Below are 20,171 nucleotides of genomic sequence, written 5' to 3' on the forward strand. Positions count from 1 at the left end.
GGCGCGAATGCAACGGGGGTCACCCATACGGGACTTGCGCGCCGGCGGCGCACCGGCGCTTCGGCTCCCCGGCGCCCCAGTTCCCCCTCCAGGCCCTTCAGTCGCGCTGTGCCCCTCGGTCCTGTCGTGCCGGCAGCAGGCCGGCCGCGTCGAGCCGGCGGGCCACCTCCGCCACGGCCTGCTCGCCCAGCGGGCGTTGCGGAAAGGCGGTGGTGCCCCGGGCGGTCACGCCGAGGAGATGGAGGGCCGCCTTGAACGCGCCCAGGGCGGCGGAGCTGCGGCCCATCTCGGACTCGGGGCCGGCGTCGACCATGGAGAACAGGGTGACCAGACGCTCCTGTTCGGCGGCCGCCCGGTCCCAGTGGCCCGCCCGGGCGGCGTCGTAGAGGCGCACATAGGCGGCCGGGTCGACATTGCCGAGGCCGGGGACGACGCCGTCCGCACCCGCCAACAGGGCTGCGTCCACGGTCAGTTCGGAACCGGTGAGGACGGCGAAGCCGGGGGCGGGGCCGCGGTGCCGGCCGGTGCGGCCGCCGAGGGCGGTGAGCAGGCGGCGCAGGGCGCCCTCGTCGCCGCTGCTGTCCTTGAGCCCGGCCAGGGTGGAGTCCTCGGCCAGCTCCCGCACCAGCTCCGGGGCCAGCTTGCTGTGGACGGCCACGGGGATGTCGTAGGCGAAGAGCGGCAGATCCACGGCCGCCCGCAGATGGCGGAAGTGTGCGGCGATCTCCCGGGGATGGGTGCGGGTGTAGAAGGGCGCGGTGGCGACCAGGGCGTCGGCGCCGAGGGCGGCCGCGGTCCGGGCGTGGTCGAGCACCCGCGGGGTGGTGGTGTCGATGACCCCGGCGAGCACCGGCACCCGGCCGGCGGCGGCCTCGAGGACGGTTTCCAGTGCGGTGTGGCGCTGGACGTCGGTGAGATAGGCGACCTCGCTGGTGGAGCCGAGGGCGAACAGCGCGTGCACACCGCCGTCGAGGAGGTGGTGCACCAGGCGGGTCAGGGACGCGGTGTCGATCTCGCCGTGCGGGCCGAGCGGGGTGCAGACCGGGGGGATGACGCCGTGCAGGGGTGCGGGCAGTGCCATGAGAGCTCCGGACCTCCGAGTCAGGACATAGGACATGGGATGTCCTATGTCGAGCACAATAGACCTGTTCACAGGCGGTCGGTCAAGGATCCGCGGCCCCGTCGGGGCGGGCGGCGGACGGGCCGGCGGCACGGCAGACGCGGGAGCGGGAGAGGGAGTTTCCATGGCGCGAGGGACGATGTCCGAGGAGGTGCAGGCGCAGATCAAGCAGTTGATCCTGCGCCGTGGACTGACGTCGGGTGATCCGCTGCCCACCGAGGCCGACCTGGTCGGCCTGCTCGACGTCAGCCGCAACTCGGTGCGTGAGGCGCTCAAGGCGCTGCAGGCCATGCGCATCGTGGAGATCCGGCACGGCTTCGGCACCTATGTCGGCCCGCTGACCCTGGAGCCGTTCGTCGAGGGGGTCGCCTTCCGCGCCGCCGTCCGCCACCACCAGGGCGAGGCGAGCCTGTACGAGCTGATGGAGGTCCGCGAGGCGCTGGAGGCGGGTCTGATTCAGGCCGTCGCCCGCGCGCTGCCCGCCGAGGACCTCACCGTCCTCAAGGGGCTGGTGCAGCGGATGGCGGAGGAGGCGCGCGGCGGGGAGGTGCTCAGCGCCACCGACCGGGCCTTCCATCTCGCGCTGTACCGCTCGCTGGGCAACCACCTGCTGAGCGAGGTGCTGGACGCGTTCTGGGCGGCGCTGCGCCGGGTGCGCGAGGACCTCTCCGACGACCGGCCGGACCCGGAGGTGACCTACCGTCAGCATCTGGAGATCGTCGACGCGCTGGAGGCGGGCGACGGGGACCGCGCCGTGGAGGCGATACATCGGCACTTCGACGGGATCCGGCGCCGGCTGACCGAATAGCGGCGAACGGCGGCGGGGCATAGCGGCGAACGGCGGCGGGGTGCCGGGCGGTCCCGCGAAGGCGTCGTGGTGGTGGCACCGCCCCCGTTCACCGGGATGTCACCCGGTGTCGGCGGTGCCGTTGCCGACACGCAGGGCGCCATGGAGGCCGCCTTGACGGTCAGTTGGGCACTCCCTATGGTCGCCGCAGGACAAGGGACATCCTACGTCCTTGCCCTTTGGGGGTGACCCAACTGCTCTGCGAGACGGGCGACTTCACCACGTGCCCGATGCTTCCGTTCCGCCGCATCCCCGTGGAGGACCTCGTATGACCAGCAACCCCATGCCCCGCAGAACGGTCCTGGGCGGGGCGGCCGCCCTCGCCGCCGGCTTCGCGCTCGCCGGCTGTGGCGACGGCGGGGACACGGACGGCAAGGCGCCCCGGGAACGCAAGAAGGGGCAGCGGATCCAGCTGACCTTCTGGTCCTGGGTGCCCGGCATCGACAAGCCCGTCGACCTGTGGAACCGCAAGAACCCCGAGGTGCAGGTCAAGGTCGAGAAGGTCTCGGCGGTCAACGGCGAGCAGTACGCGAAGATGCACGCCGCCGTGAAGGCCGGCAACCCGCCCGACCTCGGCCAGATCGAATTCCCGGTCGTCCCCAGCTTCCTCCTCGACAACGGCCTGCTCGACCTCGCCCCGCTCGGCGCCTCCCGCTACCAGGACAAGTTCGTCGGCTGGCAGTGGCAGCAGTCCGTCTTCGGCAAGGGCATCTACGCCATCCCGCAGGCCTCCGGGCCGATGGGACTGTTCCTCCGGCAGGACCTCTTCGAGAAGTGGGGCGTGCACACCCCGCGGACCTGGGACGAGTACGAGGCCGCCGCCAAGACCATCCGCAAGCAGGGCGCCTGGATCGAGACCTTCGCCCCCACCAACGGCAACCGGTTCGCCGGCCTCGCCTGGCAGGCCGGCGCCACGTGGTACGCGACGCACGGCGACACCTGGCGCGTGCAGCTCGACGACGAACCCACCCGCAGGGTCGCCGACTACTGGGAGTCCCTCGTGCGGCGGGGGCTCGTCAAGACCATCCCCGACCGGCAGAACGCCTGGTACAAGGACCTGCAGACCGGCGCCATCCCGGCCTGGGTGGGCGCCAGTTGGGGCGATGCCCTGCTGGTCGGCAACGCGCCGGGCACCAAGGGGAAGTGGCGGGCCGCGCCGCTGCCGCAGTGGAAGGCGGGCGAGCAGGCCTTCGCCAACTGGGGCGGCTCGACCACCGCGGTCTTCGCGGGGGCGCACTACCCCAAGGACGCCCTGGACTTCGCCGTCTGGCTCAACACCGACCCCGAGTCGATCGCCCTGCTCATCGACGGCGGCTACGGCTTCCCCAGCGCCAAGACGGGCTACACCACCGCCGATCTCGACGCCGACAAGAGCTTCTTCGGCGGCCAGGCGTACAGCAAGGTCTTCGCCGACGCCGGGGCGCACGTCGACACCAGCTGGCGGTGGGGGCCCGGGGTGGACACCCTCTACCAGCGGCTCGGCGACGCCTTCACCGACGCGCTGGCCGACGGCAGTTCCTTCCGCTCGGTCCTGACGAAGGTGCAGGGGCAGACCGTCGCCGACCTCAAGGACAAGGGCCTGAAGGTGGAGAGCGGCGGGTGAGCCGGGACACGCTGCACCGCCCGGAGCCGGTGGCCGGGAAGGGGCCCGGCCCCGCCCCGCGCGCCCGCCCGCGCCGCGCCTGCGGCACCGGGGCCCGCCGTGCCCGCGCCGCGGCCGCTTTCCTGCTGCCCTTCCTCGCCCTCTTCGCCCTCTGCTTCCTCGCCCCGATCGGCTACGCCCTCCACCAGAGCCTGTTCACCACCGAACGCACCGGCCCGCTCGGGCTCGGCGGCCGGGAGCACGACGTCTTCGCCGGCCTCGCCAACTACACCCATGCGCTCTCCGACGACCGGTTCCTGACCGGCTTCGGCCGGGTGCTGCTCTTCGGCGCCGTCCAGATCCCGCTGATGATCGTGCTCGCCACCGGCCTCGCGCTGCTGCTGGAGAGCGCGAGCGCCCGCGGGGTCGCCTTCTTCCGTACCGCCTTCTTCCTGCCGTACGGGGTGCCCGGGGTGATCGCCTCGATCCTGTGGGGATTCCTGTACGTGCCGGGCATCAGCCCGCTGGTGAAGATCGCCGGCACGCTGGGCTGGGACGTCGACTTCCTCTCCCGCGGCACCGTCCTGTGGTCCATCGCCAACATCGTCACCTGGCAGTTCACCGGCTACAACATGCTGGTGCTGATCGCTCAGCTCAAGGCCGTCCCGGGGGAGTTGTACGAGGCGGCGCGGCTCGACGGCGCCTCGGCCTGGCAGATCGCCCGGCACGTCAAGCTTCCGCTGATCCGGCCGGCGCTCGTGCTCACCTGCGTCTTCAGCATCATCGGCACCCTCCAGCTGTTCGCCGAACCCATGGTGCTGCGCCCGCTGGCCTCCGCCATCGACTCCGGCTTCACCCCCAATCTGCACGCCTACAGCGAGGCGTTCGTCGGCAACAACCAGCATGTGGCGGCGGCCGAGGCGGTGCTGCTCGCGCTGGTGGCGTGTGTGCTGTCCTTCGGCTTCCTGCGGCTGGTCGGCGGGCGCGGGAAGGAGCGCCGATGACCCGGCCCCCGGTCCGCCACCGGATCATCACCGCCTCGCTGCTCACCGTCGCCGCGCTCTACTTCCTGGTGCCCGTCTACTGGCTGGCCGTCTCCGCCACCAAGAACAGCGCCGACCTCTTCGGCACGTTCGGCTTCTGGTTCTCCGCCCATCCGCACCCGGTCGAGTACCTCACCGCCGTCCTCACCTACGACCACGGCATCTACGCCCGCTGGTTCGCCAACTCCCTCTTCTACGCCGGGACCGGTGCGGTCTGCGCCACCCTGCTGTCCGCCGCGGCCGGCTATGCGCTGGCCAAATTCCCCTTCCGCGGACGGGAGGCGGTCTTCAACGTGGTGCTGGCCGGGGTGCTGATTCCCGGCACCGCGCTGGCCCTGCCGCTCTACTTCCTCTTCAGCGCGATGGGCCTGGCGAACACCTATGGCGCGGTGCTGCTCCCGAGCATGGTCAGCCCGTTCGGCGTCTATCTCTGCCGGATCTACGCGGCCGCCGCGGTCCCCGACTCGCTGCTGGAGGCGGCCCGGATCGACGGCGCGGGCGAGGCGAGGATCTTCGGCGGGCTCGGGCTGCGGCTGATGACCCCGGCTTTGGTCACCGTCTTCCTGTTCCAGTTCGTCCACATCTGGAACAACTATTTCCTGCCGCTGGTGATGCTCTCGGACTCCGACCTCTACCCGGTCCAGCTGGGCCTGACCTCCTGGACCGGCTACGCCGACCGGCAGCCGGTGCTCTACCAGTACACGGTGGGGGGTGCGCTGTTGTCCGTGGTGCCGCTGATGGTGCTGATGACGGTGCTCCAGCGGTACTGGCGCACGGGCCTGACCGAGGGCAGCGTGAAGGCATGACGGTGTGGCGGCGTAACGGCGTAACAGTGTGACGGCGGGACGGCGGGACGGCGTGATGGCATGAGGAGTGCGTGCCCGGCTCGCCGCCGGCGCGTGACACCATCACTGTCATGACTACTCCTGACGATGCCCGGTCCGAGAACGTCGCGACCCGTGTGAAGGCCGCCCTCAAGCGTGACCCGTGGGACCTCCCGGACGTCTCCGGCCTGGTGGTCGGCGTCCTGGGCGGTACCGGCGACCAGGGCCGTGGCCTGGCCTACCGGCTCGCCCGGGCCGGCCAGAAGGTGATCATCGGCTCCCGTGCCGCCGAGCGTGCCCGGACCGCCGCCGACGAACTCGGCCTGGGTATCGAGGGCGCGGAGAACGCCGAGTGCGCCCGCCGCAGCGATGTCGTGATCGTCGCCGTGCCCTGGGAGGGCCACGCCCAGACCCTTCAGGCGCTGCGCGGGGAGCTGGCCGGCAAGCTGGTCATCGACTGCGTCAACCCGCTCGGCTTCGACAAGAAGGGCGCCTTCGCGCTCAAGCCCGAGGAGGGCAGCGCCGCCGAGCAGGCCGCCGCCCTGCTGCCCGAGTCCCGGGTCACCGCGGCCTTCCACCATCTGTCCGCGGTGCTGCTCCAGGACCCCGCAACCGAGCAGATCGACACCGACGTGATGGTGCTCGGCGAGTCCCGCGCGGACACCGATCTGGTGCAGGCGCTGGCCGCCCGCATCCCCGGCATGCGCGGTGTCTTCGCCGGCCGGCTGCGCAACGCCCACCAGGTCGAGTCGCTGGTCGCCAATCTGATCTCGGTCAACCGGCGCTACAAGGCGCACGCGGGGCTGCGGCTCACCGACGTCTGAGCCGGCCGCCGGGGCGTCCGGACGCCGGGCCCGGTCCGGCGCCCGCGGGGCATGGGGGACACTGGGGAGGACCGCACCACTCCCGACAGGAGCCCCCCATGTCCTTCCTGCCCGCGCCCGGCCCGGCCCGGCGACTCGCCCTGATGGCCCTCGCCGTGTGCGTCCTGTCCGTCGCCGCGGCCGTCGTCGCCTTCGTGGAGGGCAGCTTCGTCGGCATCGTCTGGGTCCTGCTGGCGGGCATCTCCAGCAACATGGCGTGGTTCTACGTGCGCAGGGCGCAGCAGGAGTCGCAGCAGAAGGCACAGCGGGCCGGGGCGGCGGGCTGACCCGTCCCCGGCTCCGGCCGGGCGGGGCCCGCCCGGAGCGTCAGCCGATCTGCGGCGGGCCCTGCCAGAAGTGGAAGAACTCCTGGCCCAGGTAGCTGTACACCTCCGAGACGCCCAGGGCGCCCAGGACCGTGTGGACCAGGTCGAAGAACGCCCGGTTGAGCTCCGGAACCCACAGCAGGCCGAAGATCAGCAGCAGCCCGAACGGTGCGATCGGCTCCACCTGCCGCCGCAGCGAGTGCGACAGCCACGGCTCGAGCACCCCGTAGCCGTCCAGCCCGGGCACCGGCAGCATGTTCAAGATCGCCGCGGTCACCTGCAGCAGCGCGAGGAACGCCAGCGCACTGCGGAACGGCACCGGCACCCCGTCCAGGCCGTGCAGCCAGAACGGCGCCGTGCACACCACGGCGAACACCACGTTCGTCAGCGGCCCGGCCGCGGAGATCAGACTGTGCCGCCAGCGGCCGCGGATCCGGCCGCGCTCGATGAACACCGCCCCGCCCGGCAGCCCGATCCCGCCCATCAGCAGGAAGATCACCGGCAGCACGATGCTCAGCAGCGCATGGGTGTACTTCAGCGGGTTCAGCGTCAGATAGCCCTTGTCCGTCACGGAGAGGTCGCCGCTGTGCAGCGCGGTGCGGGCGTGGGCGTACTCGTGCAGGCACAGCGACACCACCCAGCCGGACACCACGAACAAGAACACCGCGAGGCCGGTGTTCGCCGCGAGGGTCCGGCTCCACACGGCCCAGCCGGACACCGCCAGCACGGCGACGAGCGCGAGGAAGACCGGGCTGACGCGACGGTCCGCGCGCCGGAATGCTGTGGTCATGGTGCGGGCTCCCGAGGTTGGTGAGGGGCAGCCCCGACCGTATCCGCGGGACGGCGGCCGGCGCACAACCCCCCTGACGGAGCGCGTGGCCGGGACCCTTCCGGGGGCCCCTGCCCCGGAAAGTGACGCTCGATGCCTGCCGGTGGCCGCCGTGCACCACAATGGGCCGGTGCGTTACGGAATACTCGGCACCACCCAGGCCGGCCGGGCCGACGGCACCCCCGTCGTCCTCGGCGGCGCACGCCTGCGTGCGCTGCTCACCGCCCTCGCGCTGCGCCCCGGCCGGGCACTGCCGCCCGAGGTGCTGATCACCGACATCTGGGGCGCGGACCCGCCCGCCGACGCCTCCGGCGCGCTCCAGGCGCTGGTCGGCCGGTTGCGCCGCGCCCTGGGGCACGCCGCGGTCGCCTCGGCCGACGGCGGCTACCTGCTGTGCGCCGAGCCCGACGCGGTCGATCTGCACCGCTTCGAACGGCTGGTGACGGAGGGCGGCCGGGCGCTCGGCGCGGCGGACCCGGCCCGCGCCGCGGCGCTGCTCGACGACGCCCTGGCGCTCTGGCGCGGCCCGGCCCTCGCCGACCTCCCGGACGCGGGCTCCCGGGCCGCGGGCGCCGAGCGCCGCCGGCTGGACGCCCAGCGCACCCGGCTCGCCGCCGAACTCGCCCTGGGCCGGGCCGAACCGGCGCTCGCCCCGCTCCACGCGCTGTGCCAGGAGCACCCGCTCGACGAGCCGCTCCAGGCCCTGCGGCTGCGTGCGCTGCGCGCCGCGGGCCGGCCGGCGGAGGCGCTGGCGGCCTACGAGGAGATACGTACCGGTCTCGCCGACCGCCTCGGCGCCGACCCGGGCCCCGAACTGCGCGCCCTGCACGCGGAACTGCTGCGCCCGCCGCCCGCGGCGGAACCGCCCGCCGTGCCCCCGCCGCCCGCGGGGCCCCCGTCCTCCGCTCTCCCGGCTCCCGCCGCCCCGTCCGACGGCGCCGTCCCCGCCGCCGCCCGCCCCCGCCCCGGCAACCTCCGGGCCCGCCTCACCTCCTTCGTCGGCCGGGAAGCCGACCTGGCGGGGCTGCGCTCCGACCTGGCCGAGCACCGGCTGGTGACGCTGCTGGGGCCGGGCGGCGCCGGCAAGACACGGCTGTCCCAGGAGGGCGCCGAGAGCGCCGCGGCCGCGCTGCCGGACGCCTGGCCGCACGGCGTCTGGCTGGCCGAACTGGCGCCGGTGGACGATCCGCAGACCGTGCCCGAGGCGGTGCTGACCGCGCTCGGCGCCCGGGAGACCGTCGTCCGCGGCTCCACGGCCGAGGGCCTGCGCGCCGCCGCCGACCCCACCGCCCTGGACCCCCTCGCCCGGCTCGCCGAGCACTGCGCGGGCCGCCGGATGCTGCTGGTGCTCGACAACTGCGAGCATGTGATCTCCGCCGCCGCCGAACTCGCCGAGCGGCTGCTGGCCCACTGCCCCGGGGTGACGGTGCTGGCCACCAGCCGGGAGCCGCTTGCCGTACCGGGCGAGGTGCTGCGCCCGGTCGAGCCGCTGCCCGACCCGGTCGCGCTGCAACTGCTCGCCGACCGCGGGGCCGCCGCCCGTACCGGCTTCCGGGTCGAGGCCGACGAGGAGACCGCGGCGGCCTGCGCCGAGATCTGCCGGCGGCTGGACGGGCTGCCGCTCGCCGTCGAACTCGCCGCGGCCCGGCTGCGGTTGCTCTCCCCGCGCCAGCTCGCCGACCGGCTCGACGACCGCTTCCGCCTGCTGACCAGCGGCAGCCGGACCGTGCTGCCCCGCCAGCAGACGCTGCGCGCGGTGGTGGACTGGTCCTGGGACCTGACCGACGCGCCCGAACGGGCCGTGCTGCGGCGGCTGTCCGTCTTCTCCGGCGGCTGCGACCTGGCCGCCGCCGAGGACGTGTGCGCCGGCGGCGGCGTCGACCGGCGCGAGGTGCCCGCGCTGCTCGGCGCGCTGATCGACAAGTCGCTGGTGGTGGCGGCGCCGGCGCCGAACGGCGAGATGCGCTACCGGCTGCTGGAGACGGTGGGGGAGTACGCCGGCGAGCGGCTGGACGAGGCGGGGGAGCGGGACGGTGCCGAGCGCCGCCATCTCGTCGCCTACCGCGAACTGGCCCGCACCACGGACCCGTTGCTGCGCGGCCCCGGCCAGCGCGCGGCCATGGACCGGCTGGAGCTGGAGCACGACAACCTGCGCACCGCGCTGCGCCGTGCCCTCGCCGCGCGCGACGAGCACGAGGTGCTGTGCCTGGTGCTGTCCCTCCAGTGGTTCTGGTCGCTGCGCGACCACCGCAGCGACGGCCGCCACTGGGCGTCCGCGGCCGCCGGGCTCGGCCCCAACCCCTTCGCCGCGCCGGTCGAGCCGGCCCCCGACCTGCCCGAGCGCCCCATCGACGCCCCGCCGCCGATGGCCCCCGACCAGCTGGTGGAGGCCCGCCGCGAGGTCCGGTTGGTCGCGCTCGCCAGCCGGGACAGCGACATCCAGGCGCTGCGCGATCCCGAGACGCAGGAGGACCTGGCCGGGATGCTCGCCGCCTACCGCAGCGGCATGCCGCAGACCTGCAAGGTCCCCGGCGTGATGTGGTACTACGCGGTGATGATGTCCGGCCGCTTCGCGGAGCTGACGGAGCTGGTCGGCCTCGCCGTACAGGCCTGCCGCTCCCTCGGCTACACCTGGGAGCTGGCCTATGTGCTGCAACTGCGCTCCAGGGTCCTCAACGACCGCCTCGACGGGCTGACCCAGGCGGGCCGCGACGCCGACGAGGCGCTGCGGATCTTCCAGGAGCTGGGCGACGCCTGGGGCGCGGCCGAGGCGCTGGCGGGGCGCGGCGAGACCCATGAGCAGCGCGGCGCGTACGCGCTGGCGGCGCGCGACTACCGGGCGGCGATGGTGCACGCCGAGTACCTGGGGGCGCACGGCCAGATCCTGCTGCTGCGCTGCCGGCTGGGCGCGGTGCTGATCGAGGACGGCCAGGCGGAGGCCGGTGAGCGGATGCTGCGCGAGGTGCTGGCGGATGCCGCCCGGGGCGAGAGCGCCCGGGACACCGAGCCGTTCGCCCGGCTGACCCTCGCCCGGCACCTCGCGCTGACCGGACGTCCGAAGGAGGCGCGGGGGGAACTGCACACGGTGGGGGAGGTGTTCAGCGCCCGGGCCCCGGACCTGTTCGCCGGGATGCTGGAGACCTCGCTGATCGCGCTGGATCTCCAGGAGGGGCACCGGGAGGGACTGCTGCCGCGGTTCCGGGCGGCGCTGGAGCTGCTCCAGGGGCCCGTCACGCAGATGGTCGCGCCGGACCTGCCGATCGCCCAACTCCTCACCGGCGCGCGGGTGCTGGCCGCGGAGCGGGGCGCGCCGGCCGGGTGGGACGTGGCGCGTCTGGTGGGCGCGTACGACGCGCTGCGGGCTCCCGATCACGTGCCGGTGCGGATCGTCCGCGACGGCCGCATCCGTGCCGAGGCGGCGGCGCGGGCGCTGCTGGACGACGCCGCCTACGCCCGCGCGTACACCGAAGGCGGCGGCCTCTCCCTCGGGGAGGCCACCGCCCTCATCTGACGCGGGCCAGGACAGCGCAGATCGGACTGTCCCGCAGGGAAGCCCCCTGCGGGACGCCCGTCAGGTCTTGCTGCGGAACTTCGCCACCGCGAGCGGCATGGTGACCGCCGTGAGGCCGACCACCCAGGCGAGGGTGATCAGGGTCGGGTGTAGCACCGCGCCCTGGCCCTTGATCAGGGCCCGGGACGCGTCCGCCAGGGTCGAGAGGGGATTGACCTCGGTGAAGGCCTCCAGCCAGCCGGGCATCGAGGTCGGCCGGGTGAAGACGGATGAGCCGAACTGCAACGGCATCAGGATCAGCATCGCCGTGCCCTGCACGGCCTGCGTCGTCTTCATCACCAGCCCGAGCAGGATGAAGATCCACATCAGGCCGGCGCAGAAGAGTGCGGACAGCCCGACCGCGGCGAGGAGGGGCACGAGGCCGCCGGTGACCTTGAGTCCCAGCAGAAAGCCCATCGCCAGCAGGATCGTGGTGGCGATCAGCATCCGGCCGAGCTCCACCACGATCTTCGCGATCAACACCGAGGACCGGGCGATGGGCATCGTCCGGAAGCGGTCCATCACGCCCTTGCGGAAGTCCTCGTTGACGCCCGAGCCGACCGCCGTGGCGATGTTCATCGCCATCATGCCCATCATGCCGGGCACCAGGTACTGGACGTAGCGGTCCTGATGGCCCTTGCCGGCGATCGCACCGCCGAAGACGTAGACGAAGAGCAGGATGAAGATGACCGGCATCAGCAGGACGTCGAACATCGACTCCGGGTCCTGCTTGATCTGCAGGGCGTTGCGCCGCACCAGCGCGCCGATGTGCCGCAGGTTGGCGCGGATGCCGATCCGGCCCTCGTCGGCGCCCGGCTTGGTCAGCGGTGCCGTCATCGTTGCGGCACTCATGCCGATACCTCCGCGTACTGCTGGTCCATGTCGTCCTCGGATGCGCCGGTCCCGGACGCCTTGTGGCCGGTGACGGCCAGGAACACCTCGTCCAGGCTGGGCAGATGGGTGTCGATGCCGGCGAGCGCGAAGCCCTGCCGGCCGAGCACCGCGACCACCGCGGTCAGCTGTTCGTCGCTGATGATCGGTACGTTGACCACACCCCCGTCGTGGTCAGCCGTGGCGTCCGCGATGCCGTCCAGGCCGGCCCGGGTCACGGCGGCCGCCATCCGCTCCAGCTCGCCGGCCTCGGACGGCCGGATCTGGAGTGTGCGCCCGCCGACCTTGGTCTTCAGTTCGTCGACCCCGCCCTCGGCGATCACCCGGCCGCGGTCGATCACCGTCAGCTCGTGCGCCAGCTTCTCGGCCTCTTCCATGTACTGGGTGGTCAGCAGCACCGTCGCGCCCTCGCGCACCATCCGCTGGACCTCCTCCCACACCTCGTTGCGGGTGCGGGGATCCAGACCGGTGGTGGGCTCGTCCAGATAGAGGACCGAAGGGCGGCCGATCATCGAGGCGGCCAGGTCGAGCCGGCGGCGCATACCGCCGGAGTATTTGGCCGCGGGCCGCCTGGCGGCGTCGGTCAGCGAGAACCGCTCCAGCAACTCGTCCGCGCGCCGGCGGGCGTCCTTGCGGGACAGATCGAGCAGCCGCCCGATCATGTAGAGGTTCTCCCGGCCGGAGAGTTTTTCGTCGACCGAGGCGTACTGCCCGGTCAGGCCGATCGTGCGGCGCAGTGCGCGGGGCTGGCGCACCACGTCGTAGCCCGCCACCACGGCCCGGCCGGCGTCCGGCACCAGGAGGGTGGACAGGCAGCGTACGAGCGTCGTCTTGCCGGCGCCGTTGGGGCCGAGCACCCCGAGCACGGTGCCTTCCTTCACGTCCAGGTCCACTCCGTCGACGGCCTTGACCGCGCCGAAGTGCTTGACCAGACCGCGCACCTCCACGGCGTTGCCGCCCTTGGTGGTTATCGTCTGTCGCGTCATGCCCCCAAGGTGCCAGCCGCCACCGACAACGCACCGACAGGCCGCCGACAGTGCGGCCGGGACGCCGGCGCTGCGCACCTCTCGTGGTCGTCGGCGGCCCCTTCTCGTGGTTACCGCAAGGCCGGTCGCCGCGCACCACGGACTTCTCCGGGGCTCGTTGACGACGCCTCGTTCCCCGTTTGAGGCTGAGGCCACCGAGTCGCATACGTGTGCGTTTCTGTCGTCGGCAGCACACGTGCGCATTCGTCCCCCCACGAGCGAACGATGTCTTCGGAGTACCTGTGACCACTGCACCCGTGCCGGAAGCTGTGCTGGGCATCAGTCCGTTCGGTGAACCCGATCCGAGAATCGTCGCGGCGGTCTGCCGGGCCGGCGGGCTGGGCGTGCTCGACCTCGGGGCGGGGGACCGGCGGGCCAGGGAGGCGCTGGCATCCCTCCGGCAGTGGGCGCCGGGGCCGTTCGGGGTCCGGATGGCCGCCGGGTGCGCCCTGGCCGCCGCGGACCTGGTGGAGGGCGGGAGCGTGCACACGGTGCTGCTCGCCGCCGACTCGCCCGTGCGGCCGGGCGATCTGCCGGCCAAAACCCGGGTCCTCGTCGAGGTCACCAGCCGGGAGGAGGCGATCGGCGCCGCCCGCGCCGGTGCCCACGGCCTGGTCGCCCGCGGACAGGAGAGCGGCGGGCGGATCGGTGACCTGAGTACCTTCGTGCTGCTCCAGCAACTGGTGGCGGAGCCCGAGTTGGCCCTGCCCGTATGGGCCTGCGGCGGTATCGGACCGCACACCGCCGCCGCTGCCGTGGTCGGCGGCGCGGTGGGAGTCGTGCTGGACTCCCAGTTGGCGCTGCTCGAGGAGTCCGCCCTGCCCGCGGACGTGGCCGCGGCGGTGCGGACCATGGACGGCTCGGAGACGGTGGTGGCGGCCGGCCACCGGGTGCTGCGCCGCCGGGGGCCGGACGCGCCGCCGCTGCCCGAGGACCCGGCGGCGGCGGCCCGCCTGCTCGGTGCCCAGGACCTGCGGGTCCAGCTGCTCCCCGTCGGACAGGACGGCTTCCTGGCTTCCCGTTTCGCACGGCAGTGGGGCGATGTCGGCGGGGCGGTCCGCGCGGTCACCGCCGCCGTCCTCGACGCGGTGCGCGACGACGCCCCCTCGCACGCGCTGCGCCGTGACTCCCCGATGAGCCGGGCGCTGGGCACCCGCCTGCCCCTCGCCCAGGGGCCGATGACGCGGGTCAGTGACCAGGCACCGTTCGCCGCGGCGGTCGCCGAGGGCGGCGCCCTGCCGTTCGTGGCCCTGGCACTGGCCGGGCCGGAGCAGACGCGGACCCTGCTGGAGGAGACCCGCTCCGCGCTGGACGGCCGGCCGTGGGGCGTGGGCGTACTCGGCTTCGCGCCCGAGCACACCAAGGCGGCCCAGCTCGAGATCATCCGGGAGCTGCGGCCCTCCTGCGCCATCATCGCCGGAGGCCGGCCCGCGCAGGCGGCGTCGCTGGAGGAAGCCGGCATCGAGACGTTCCTGCACGTGCCCTCGCCCGGGCTGCTCACGCAGTTCCTGGGCGCCGGTGCCCGCAAGTTCGTCTTCGAGGGCTCCGAGTGCGGCGGCCACGTCGGACCGCGCAGCAGCTTCGCGCTGTGGGAGGCGCAGATCGCCGTCCTCACCGACTTCCTCGACGCGGCCGGGGGCGCCGATCCCGGTGAGCTGAGGGTGCTGTTCGCCGGGGGCATCCACGACGCGCGGTCCTCGGCGATGGTCGCCGCGCTCGCCGCCGGGCTGAGTGCCCGTGGCGTCGCCGTCGGTGTGCTCATGGGTACCGCGTACCTGTTCACCGAGGAGGCGGTGAGCTGCGGCGCGGTCCAGCCCCTGTTCCAGCGGCAGGTCCTGGCGGCGCGGCGGACCGAACTGCTGGAGACCGCGCCCGGACACGCCACGCGCTGTGTGTCCAGCCCCTTCACCGAGAGCTACCGGTCCCTCAAGGAGGAGCTGGAGTCCCGGGGCGTGGCCGACCGGCAGGCGTGGGAGCAGCTGGAACGGCTCAATGTCGGCCGGCTGCGGATCGCCAGCAAGGGCGTCGAGCGGACCGGTGCGCACCTGGTCGAGGTGCCGGCGGCCCGACAGCTCGCCGAGGGCATGTTCATGGCGGGTGACGTGGCCGCGCTGCGGTCCCACGTCACCACGATCCCCGCGCTGCACGAGTCGGTCAGCACCGCGGCCGCCGACTTCTTCACCGAGCGCGCCGCGCTGGTGCGCGACCGGCTCGGAGCCGCCCGGCCCGCGGACGGTGCCGCGCCCCCAGCTCCCCTGGACATCGCCGTGGTCGGGATGTCCTGCATGTTCCCGGACGCCGCGGACCTGGCGAGCTACTGGGCCCACGTGGTCGCGGGAGCCGACGCCGTCACCGAGGTGCCCACCGAGCGGTGGGACCCCGAGGTCTACTACGCGCCCGAGGCGGACGAGGCCCACACGGAGTCGAAGTGGGGCGGGTTCCTGCCGGACATCCCGTTCGACCCGTTGCGCTACGGGATCCCGCCGTCCTCACTGGGCAGCATCGAGCCGGTGCAGCTGCTGGCACTCGAGGCCGCGCGGCGGGCACTGGAGGACGCCGGGTACGCCGGGGGTGCCCCCGCCGGGGGCGAGGGGCGGGACTTCGACCGCTCCCGGGCCTCCGTCGTCTTCGGGGCGGAGGCGGGCAGCGACCTGTCCAACGCGGCCACGCTGCGCACCCTGCTGCCGGCCTACCTGGGAGAACTGCCCCCGGAACTGGCCGCACAGCTGCCCCGGCTCACCGAGGACTCCTTCCCCGGGATGCTGGCCAACGTCATCTCCGGCCGGATCGCCAACCGGCTCGACCTCGGCGGCGCCAACTACACCGTGGACGCCGCCTGCGCCTCGTCGCTGGCCGCGGTGGACGTGGCGTGCAAGGAACTGTCCGGGGGCACCAGCGACCTCGTCCTGTGCGGCGGCGCCGACCTGCACAACGGCATCAACGACTATCTGCTCTTCTCCTCGGTGCACGCCCTGTCGCCGACCGGCCGCTCCCGCACCTTCGACAGCGCCGCGGACGGCATCGCGCTCGGCGAGGGCGTCGCCTGCCTCGCGCTCAAGCGGCTGACCGACGCGGAGCGGGACGGGGACCGGGTCTACGCCGTGATCAAGGGCGTCGGCACCGCCAGCGACGGCAAGGGCCTCGGCCTGACCGCACCCCGCCCGGAGGGACAGCGCGCCGCCCTGGAACGCGCGTACCGCAACGCGGGGATCTCGCCCGCGCAGGTCGGCCTGGTGGAAGCCCACGGCACCGGGACCGTGGTCGGTGACCGGACCGAACTGGCCGCCCTCACCGAGCTGTTCACCGAGGCCGGAGCCGCCCCCGGCAGTTGTGCGCTCGGGTCGGTGAAGTCGCAGATCGGGCACACCAAGTGCGCCGCCGGCCTGGCCGGTCTGATCAAGACCGCCATGGCGCTGCACACCGGGGTCAAGCCGCCCACGGCGCACCTGGAACGGCCCAACCCGGCCTGGCAGGAAGGCAGCAGTCCGTTCGCGTTCCACACCTCGGCGCGGCCGTGGGCGGCCCCGCCGGCCGAGCGGGTCGCCGGGGTCAGCGCCTTCGGCTTCGGCGGCACCAACTTCCACGTCGTGCTGCGCGCCCACGCCGGGGGGCCGCCACCGGCGCACGGGCTCGACGCGTGGCCGGCGGAGCTGTTCGTCTTCCGCGGCACCGACCGAAAGGACGCCCACCGGACCATCGAGGAACTGCTGACGCTGGCCGCGACGAACGACGACCACGGGCGGCCCTGGCGGCTGCGCGACTTCGCGGTGACCGCCTCCCGCCGCAGCGACACCTGCGCACACCCGGCGCAGTCGGCCGTCGTGGCCGGTGACCTGGACGAGCTGGCCCGGCTGCTGCGGCGGGCGCTCGCGGGCGAGCACGATCCGTCGGCGGGAGTCTTCGCCGCCGGTGCGGACGGCCCGGCCGGCGAGCCCGGGGCCGCGGCGGACGTGGCGTTCCTCTTCCCCGGTCAGGGCAGCCAGCGGCCGGACATGCTCGCGGAGCTGTTCGTCGCCTTCCCCGAGACCCAGCACTACCTCCAACTCGGCCGGGAGTGGGCCGACGCCCTCTACCCGCCGACCGCCTTCGACCCGGCCGTGGCGGACGGGCAGCGGGCCCGGATCACCGACACCAGGGTCGCGCAGCCCGCGCTGGGCATCGTTGAACTGGCCGTGCACCGGTTGCTGCTGCGGTCCGGAGTGCAGCCGGCCATGATGGCCGGGCACAGCTACGGCGAGCTGGTCGCGCTGTGCGCCGCGGGGGCGTTCGACCCCGCGACCCTGCTGGAGCTGAGTGCGGCACGGGCGGAGGCGATCCTGTCCGCCGCCGGCACGGACCCGGGCGCCATGGCCGCCGTCTCGGCCGGCGCCGCGCAGGTGTCCGCGCAGTTGCGCGCCGCCGGCCTCGCGGACCACGTCGTCGTCGCGAACCACAACGCGCCCGAACAGACCGTCATCTCCGGGCCCACCGAGGCGGTCGGGACGGCGGTGGAGCGGCTGCGGGAGAACGGCTGTGGCGCCAAGCTGATCCCCGTGGCCTGCGCCTTCCACAGCCCCGTCGTCGCCGGTGCCGGTGAGCGGTTCGCCGGGGCGCTCGCCAAGCGCCCGGTGCGCGGGCCGGAGGTGCCGGTCTGGTCCAACCGCACGGCCGCCGTCCATGCGGGACGGCCCGAGGACGTGCGCGGCGAACTGGCCGCCCAGATCGGCGCGCCGGTGCGCTTCGTCGAGCAGATCGAGGACATGTACCGGGCGGGCGCCCGCACGTTCGTGGCCGTCGGACCCGGTTCGGTGCTCACCACGCTGGTGTCCCAGATCCTCCATGACCGTCCGCACTCCACCGTGGCCTGCGAGACACCGGACCACCGGGGACTGCGCGGCTTCCTCGGCGCGCTCGCCCAGCTCGCCGTGGCCGGTGTGCGGGTGCGCACCGGCTGGATGTTCCAGGGCCGCGACGCCACCGAACTGAGCCAGGCGACCTCACCCGAGCGACCTGGCTGGACCGTCAACGGGCAACTGGTGCGCACCACCGACGGCAGCCCGCTGCCCGGTTCGCTCCGGCCGGCCCGACGTATCCAGGAGATATCCGTGACGAAGGCAGACCACGGCGACGCCGTCGCCCAGCGGGACCACATGGTCTCCGAATTCCTGCGCACCAGCCGGGAGATCGTCGCCGCGCAGCGCGATGTGCTGCTCACCTACTTCGGTGCCGCACCGGGCACGCCGGTGGCCGCACCCCCGCCCCCGGCCGCGCCCCTCCCCCCGGCGCTCCGGCCGGCCGAAGCGGCCCTGTCCGCGCCCGGTGCACCCGTCCCCTCCGAGGCCGCCCGGGCCGGCACGCCGCCGTCCCCCGGCGACGCCCCGACGGCCGGCGCGCCGGAGGCGGTCGGCGAGGCCGATGTGCTGCGGACCGTCCTGGACATCGTCAGCGAACGCACCGGCTACCCGGTGGACATGATCGAACCCGACCTCGACCTGGAAGCCGACCTGAGCATCGACTCGATCAAGCGGATCGAGATCGCCGGTGAGCTCGCGGCGCGCCTCGGTGCCGGCGCCCGGGGCGGCCCGGACGCCCCTCAACTCGACGACGCGGAGCTGGACGTGCTGTCCCGGGCCCGCACCGCCGCCGGCCTCGCGGACCTGCTGGCCGCGCGGCTCCACGGCAGCGGGCGGCACCGGGACGACGACGGCGCCGAGAGCCCCGAGGAGCCGCGTCCCGTGCACGAGCCCGCGCAGGCTCCGGCCGGGCATCCGGCCCCGGCCGGGCATCCGAACCCCGAGCCGGTGGCCGCCGAGGCGCCCACTCGGATGGTGCTGCACAGAACCGCCCTTGCGGAGCCGGCGGAAAGCGTCACCGCCCTGGCCGGAAAGCGGATCGCGCTGATAGGCGGCCACGGCCCGGTGTCCGAGAGCCTGTCCGCCCAACTCGCCGCACACGGCGCACGGACGGCCGTCTTCGGCCCGGGGCACCTGCTCACGGATCAGGACGGCCCGTGGGACGGCGTGTTCCATCTGGAGGCGCTGACCGCTGCCGAGGATCCGCTCCTGCCGGAGGGCTTCCCGGTCTTCCAGGCCGCGTTGGGCCACGGCCCGCGGTGGCTGATCGCGGCCGCCCCGGCCGCCGGCGCGAGCGGTGCCCACTGGTCCGAAGGCCGGGCGGACGGACTGCGCGGAATGTTCCGGACCATCGCCCGGGAGTACCCGGACACGGTCGCCAGGTTCGTCGAGACCGACCCGGACGCCTCGGCGGCACGCACGGCGACCGCGCTGGCCGGTGAACTGCTCTCGTCCGGGCACGCCCCGGTCGTGTCGCTGTCCTCCGGCGGGCGCCACGGTCTCGAACTGGTCGAGGACGGCCTCGGTCCGCTGGGTGCCAGGGGCGCCGGACCGGCCGGCGACGGCGTGGCCGAGGCCGAGGCGCTCGGACTGGACCGCGACGCGGTGGTGCTGCTGGTGGGCGGGGCGCGGGGCATCACCGCGCGGTTCGCCGCGACGCTGGCGGCGGCCGGCCGCTGCCGGATCGAGCTGGTCGGCAGGACCGCCGCGCCCACCGGCCCGGAGGACGAGGCGACGCGCGCGGCGCCCGACCGCGCGGCCCTGACGGCCGCCCTCGCGGCGCGGGGCAACCGCTCCCCGGCACAGATCGAGCAGACCGTCACGCGCCTCCTGGCGCAACGGGAGGTACGCGCCACGATCGAGGAGCTGCGCGGGCTTGGCAGCCCGGTGCGGTACCACTCCGTGGACATGCGCGACGCCGAAGCGGTGCACCGGACGGTCAAGGAGATCTACGCGGAGCACAACCGGCTGGACGGCATCGTCTACGCCGCCGGGGTGATCGAGGACCGGATGCTGGCCGAGAAGGAGATCACGTCCTTCCGGCGGGTGTTCCACACCAAGGTCGACGGAGCCCGCACCCTGTTGGCCGCGGTGGAGGACCTGCCCAACGGGCCGGGGTTCACCGTGCTCTTCGGCAGTATCTCGGCCGCCCTGGGCAACCGCGGTCAGGTGGACTACGCGGCGGCGAACGACGCGCTGGAGAGCCTGGCCGGCCGGTGGGCCGCACGGGCCGGCCGCCGGGCGCTGACGGTCCACTGGGGGCCGTGGGCGCCCACCGGGCAGCACAACGGAATGGTCACCCCGGAGCTCGCGCGGGAGTACGTCCGCCGGGGCGTCAGGCTGATCGACCCCGAGGAGGGCACGCTCTGTCTGCTGCGTGAACTCGCCTGGGGCCAGGACTCGGCCGATGCCGTGATCTACACCGCATCGGGTTGGTGA

General features: G+C 73.8%; 12 protein-coding genes. 8 read left to right on the forward strand and 4 right to left on the reverse strand.

Annotated features, from left to right (window positions below; all coding sequences use genetic code 11):
• Positions 1-97 precede the first annotated feature (97 nt).
• Complete coding sequence (locus tag OIU81_RS26405; protein WP_329151665.1) at positions 98-1,081, reverse strand: dihydrodipicolinate synthase family protein; 984 nt, start codon at positions 1,079-1,081, stop codon at positions 98-100.
• A 163-nt stretch (positions 1,082-1,244) separates the two neighbouring features.
• On the opposite strand from OIU81_RS26405, the gene OIU81_RS26410 reads away from it, so the two are divergent.
• The 6 genes from OIU81_RS26410 to OIU81_RS26435 all read left to right on the forward strand — a co-directional run bounded on the left by OIU81_RS26410 (position 1,245) and on the right by OIU81_RS26435 (position 6,566).
• The gene (locus OIU81_RS26410) at positions 1,245-1,928 is read left to right on the forward strand and encodes a FadR/GntR family transcriptional regulator (RefSeq protein WP_329151666.1); all 684 of its coding nucleotides are present in this window, start codon (positions 1,245-1,247) and stop codon (positions 1,926-1,928) included.
• A gap of 307 nt (positions 1,929-2,235) precedes the next feature.
• Positions 2,236-3,570: an ABC transporter substrate-binding protein gene (locus tag OIU81_RS26415; protein WP_329151667.1), complete on the forward strand. Its 1,335-nt coding sequence runs from the start codon at positions 2,236-2,238 to the stop codon at positions 3,568-3,570.
• Entirely contained in the window at positions 3,567-4,553 is a 987-nt protein-coding gene (locus OIU81_RS26420) for a carbohydrate ABC transporter permease (protein WP_329151668.1), read from the forward strand. The genes OIU81_RS26415 and OIU81_RS26420 overlap by 4 nt, the downstream gene beginning before the upstream one ends.
• Positions 4,550-5,398, forward strand: a complete 849-nt coding sequence (locus tag OIU81_RS26425) for a carbohydrate ABC transporter permease (protein ID WP_329151669.1) — start codon at positions 4,550-4,552, stop codon at positions 5,396-5,398. The genes OIU81_RS26420 and OIU81_RS26425 overlap by 4 nt, the downstream gene beginning before the upstream one ends.
• A gap of 110 nt (positions 5,399-5,508) precedes the next feature.
• Complete coding sequence (gene npdG, locus OIU81_RS26430; protein WP_329151670.1) at positions 5,509-6,240, forward strand: NADPH-dependent F420 reductase; 732 nt, start codon at positions 5,509-5,511, stop codon at positions 6,238-6,240.
• Positions 6,241-6,338: 98 nt separating this feature from the next.
• A complete protein-coding gene (locus OIU81_RS26435; RefSeq protein WP_329151671.1) occupies positions 6,339-6,566 on the forward strand; it encodes a hypothetical protein in 228 nt (75 codons plus the stop codon).
• 40 nt (positions 6,567-6,606) lie between these two features.
• Here OIU81_RS26435 and OIU81_RS26440 read toward each other — a convergent pair whose 3' ends face one another.
• Positions 6,607-7,395, reverse strand: coding sequence for a site-2 protease family protein (locus tag OIU81_RS26440; RefSeq protein WP_329151674.1), 789 nt, complete (start codon positions 7,393-7,395; stop codon positions 6,607-6,609).
• A 169-nt stretch (positions 7,396-7,564) separates the two neighbouring features.
• Here OIU81_RS26440 and OIU81_RS26445 point away from each other — a divergent pair, with 169 nt between their 5' ends.
• Entirely contained in the window at positions 7,565-10,945 is a 3,381-nt protein-coding gene (locus OIU81_RS26445; protein WP_329151676.1) for an AfsR/SARP family transcriptional regulator, read from the forward strand.
• A gap of 60 nt (positions 10,946-11,005) precedes the next feature.
• Here OIU81_RS26445 and OIU81_RS26450 read toward each other — a convergent pair whose 3' ends face one another.
• Positions 11,006-11,836: an ABC transporter permease gene (locus tag OIU81_RS26450; protein ID WP_329151678.1), complete on the reverse strand. Its 831-nt coding sequence runs from the start codon at positions 11,834-11,836 to the stop codon at positions 11,006-11,008.
• Positions 11,833-12,861 carry an ATP-binding cassette domain-containing protein gene (locus OIU81_RS26455; RefSeq protein WP_329151679.1) on the reverse strand — a complete coding sequence of 343 codons (1,029 nt, stop codon included), beginning with the start codon at positions 12,859-12,861 and terminating at the stop codon, positions 11,833-11,835. The genes OIU81_RS26450 and OIU81_RS26455 overlap by 4 nt, the downstream gene beginning before the upstream one ends.
• A 281-nt stretch (positions 12,862-13,142) precedes the next feature.
• Here OIU81_RS26455 and OIU81_RS26460 point away from each other — a divergent pair, with 281 nt between their 5' ends.
• Positions 13,143-20,171 (forward strand): SDR family NAD(P)-dependent oxidoreductase, encoded by a 7,029-nt coding sequence (locus OIU81_RS26460; protein ID WP_329151680.1) that lies wholly within the window; start codon positions 13,143-13,145, stop codon positions 20,169-20,171.

The sequence above is a fragment of the Streptomyces sp. NBC_01454 genome (assembly GCF_036227565.1).
Lineage (GTDB): Bacteria > Actinomycetota > Actinomycetes > Streptomycetales > Streptomycetaceae > Streptomyces.